This window comes from Nocardia sp. NPDC005366 (assembly GCF_040606855.1).
Classification (GTDB): Bacteria; Actinomycetota; Actinomycetes; order Mycobacteriales; family Mycobacteriaceae; genus Nocardia.
Genome location: NZ_JBEXFQ010000089.1, coordinates 1 through 3,184, shown reverse-complemented (window position 1 = coordinate 3,184; position 3,184 = coordinate 1). Strand labels below are relative to the sequence as shown.

Sequence of the window (3,184 nt, the reverse complement as noted above, 5' to 3'; positions counted from 1 at the left end):
TGGCCACGGTCCATGTTGCCGTCATAAACCAGTGGCTCCGCCACTGGTGAGAGCAGGCTATCTACCCACCCTCACCACTTCGAGACAGAACCTAGATACAACAGGACCCCGGCGGTGGTGACATCCGATCCGACGCCTCCCGACACTCGGCGGTCGACGGTCGCTGCTCGGTGGTCGGCGGGGACGGTCCAACCCGAGGTCACCACCCCGAGCCCGACCGCGAGCAGCACCGCACCCACGGTGAAGGTCAGGTGTGCGGCCACCCAGGTGCTCGCCTGTTCGGCGGCTTCGGAATGTTCCAACGGGTGCAGCGCATTACCCACCGCGAACAGCACACCCCCGGTGATCAGCGCGTAGGCTCGCCACCGGATGTCTCGATCGGCCGCGAGCGGAATCTCAGTCCTCGACATGGAACGCACTCTCCGCTACCGGCATTAACGACGACTTGCCACCGACTTGCGAACCGACCTCGCGACATCGCCCGCAACGTCCACCGGACTCGGACGCGGGTTCGGCGGTACTCTCGCCGCATGACCTGCTGCGGACCGTCGCGCCGGACCGTGCTCGGTATTCTCGGACTCGCCGCACTGGCATCATCGGCGGGGCTGCCGCGACCGGGTTCGGCTCGTGCACAGGGGAATTCGTTGCTCGCGACGGATCTGGAAGTGGTGACGGTCACCGACGTCTCGGTCATCCTGACGTGGACGACGGTTACCCCGGATGCCGACGGGCGATTGGTTCCCGTCGCCGCGGGCGGGGAGGTTCGGATCGGTCCCGCGGACTCACCGCTGGCGCCGAGCGCACGGTATGCGGAGCCGGAGCCGACGCCGTTCCACTACGCGGAGATCAGGGGGCTGGAGCCGGGCAGACGCTACCGGTTCGAGGCGTGGTCGGACGGTAGTCGCGCGACTCCCGCGTTGAATCTGACCACGCTGACGCCGGGTTCTCCGGAGACGACGGGGGAATTGACCACATTGGTTCCGCCTCCGGGTCGCCTGCTGCGTACCTTGGCCCTGGCCAATGACGTGCATTACGGCGAAACCGTCAGCGGGCTGGTGATCGGCGACTTTCCTCCGGGGTTCCGCGAGATCCCGGGGCAGCCGCCGTATCCGGAGGTGATGCTGACCGCGCTCCTCGAGGATCTGCGCGCACCGGATCGGGGGGCGCAACGGCTGATTCTGGCGGGCGATCTCACCAGCGAGGCCGGAGCAGAGGAATCGCGAGCGGTGCGCGCACGGCTGGATTCCTGGGGCGCGCTCGGACAGGACTACCTGGTGGTGCGTGGTAATCATGACCGTCCGCACCTCGGCGATGACTACCGCGCGTGCCGTCCGGCCCAGGCCGATCATCACGACTGTTGGGGCGAGGTGTTCACCCCGCGTCAGCAGTTGGTCGAGCACGAAGTCGGTGGTCTGCGAGTGATCGGACTGGACACAAGTGATCTCGACGCGGCGGGCGGGCGTATCGATCGGGCGCAATTCGACCGTCTCGCGCAGGTGCTACGTGCCGATCCGGACCGGCCGACTCTGATATTCGGTCATCATCCGGTGACCGCCGAATCCGGTCTCACCAATACCGCGGGGCCCGGGTTCGTCCTGAACGCCGCCGACAGCGCCGAACTGCAAGCGCTCTACACGCGAGCGTCCGGCGTCTTCCTGCATCACGCGGGGCATACGCACCGCAATCGCCGCACTCGCCCGGACGCGGAGTGCGCGGTGGAATTCCTCGAAGTCGGGGCGGTCAAGGAATATCCGGGTGGTTACTGCCTGCTTCGGTTGTACGAGGGCGGCTACATGGTGAATTTCTACAAGACTCGCAGCCCGGCCGCGCGGCGGTGGAGTGCGACGACGCGCGGTGAATACTTCGGCCTGCTACCCGATTACACGCTCGGCGTCCACGCCGATCGCAATCACGTTGTGCTGCGGGATTTCTCCGGGCTGTCCTGATCGGATGCGCCATGGCGGCGGTCCGTCGCTCGGCACGGCATTCGCCCCTCGGGAATCCGCGTCGCGAACGTCCGTCCCCGATACCGGGATAACACGAGCGATGCGGGCCCGGCTCGACGATGATGTCGCGCCGAACCGGGCACCGCGACAGCGCAGCCCTGTGCCTGTCTTCGAGCGAGCGGCGGGAATTGAACCCGCGTAAACGGCTTTGCAGTTCGATCATCGGTATCTTTGCAGGTCACAGCCTCGTTGGTTGATGTTGACATTGTGAGCCGTCCTGGGAAAACAGCGGTTTGTGGCGTTGGTGAGGTTCAGTGACGTTGAGCCAACTGCGGACTGAACACGGACGAAGGCGGCGGGTGGACATCGCTCCCCCCGCCGCTTTCGCGTGCAGGTGGCTGCCTCCTCACCTCCCCGTCGAGGGATCGGAGGCATAACCATCAATTTTCACCTCTTACGCGGTAACTCTGAGACCGGAAACACCCCACGCCGACTTGGTCCCTGCGTGACCAGTTCCCCTCTTACGAGGTAAGTCTGACCGCCACCGGTCACCGGGCAGTGTCCAGAATTCTGGACACCCGAACTTGATGCCTATGCCTCAAGTTGAGTCCTAGGCATCAACTGCCGGATCGACTCCCATCCCCTAACTTTCCCCTCATAAGAGGTAAGTCTCGCCGCTGCCCAAGAGCCTGTCGCTTGATGCCTACGCGGCAATTCCGAACCGCTCGGCCGCGAGCCGACGCGCGTGCATCCCGATAGCTGAACATTTCCCCTCGTAGGAGGGGAACCGCGCTCGTATCTCCAATGCACCCGATGACGCCTAGGCATCAAGGCTTTTGACGCACAAGCCTCAACTTTCCCCTCTTAAGAGGTAACCCCGCACACGACAGCCAACCAGTTGATGCCTACGCGTCAAATTGATCCCTACGCATCAAAAATCTCGCCTCTTAAGCGGTAACCCGCCCACCGGTTCCCACCCTCCTCTCGTGGTCATCTCTTCCCCCGCTCGCATCCCACACACGCCCTAACTCACTGCCTACACTCCCAACCTCGCGCTCCCTAGACGCAACTCTCACACCCCTCCGTAACCCCGCTCTCAACCCTCTCTCTTGTGGTCATCCCTCCCCTTCTGGTCTCTCTCTTCCGTTCCCTACCTGCTCACGTAACCACCACTCGCCTGCCCCCGTCCGCTCGCTAATTCTCTAGAAACAGCGAAGCGCTAGAGAATTAGCGAGCGG

2 protein-coding genes are annotated in these 3,184 nt (G+C 64.1%); one reads left to right on the top strand and one right to left on the bottom strand.

Annotation, left to right across the window (positions count from 1 at the left end; all coding sequences use genetic code 11):
* Positions 1–71: 71 nt before the first annotated feature.
* The gene (locus tag ABZS43_RS36485) at positions 72–410 is read right to left on the bottom strand and encodes a hypothetical protein (RefSeq protein ID WP_355040578.1); all 339 of its coding nucleotides are present in this window, start codon (positions 408–410) and stop codon (positions 72–74) included.
* Positions 411–530: 120 nt separating this feature from the next.
* Here ABZS43_RS36485 and ABZS43_RS36480 point away from each other — a divergent pair, with 120 nt between their 5' ends.
* The gene (locus ABZS43_RS36480; protein WP_355040577.1) at positions 531–1,946 is read left to right on the top strand and encodes a metallophosphoesterase family protein; all 1,416 of its coding nucleotides are present in this window, start codon (positions 531–533) and stop codon (positions 1,944–1,946) included.
* Positions 1,947–3,184: the final 1,238 nt, after the last annotated feature.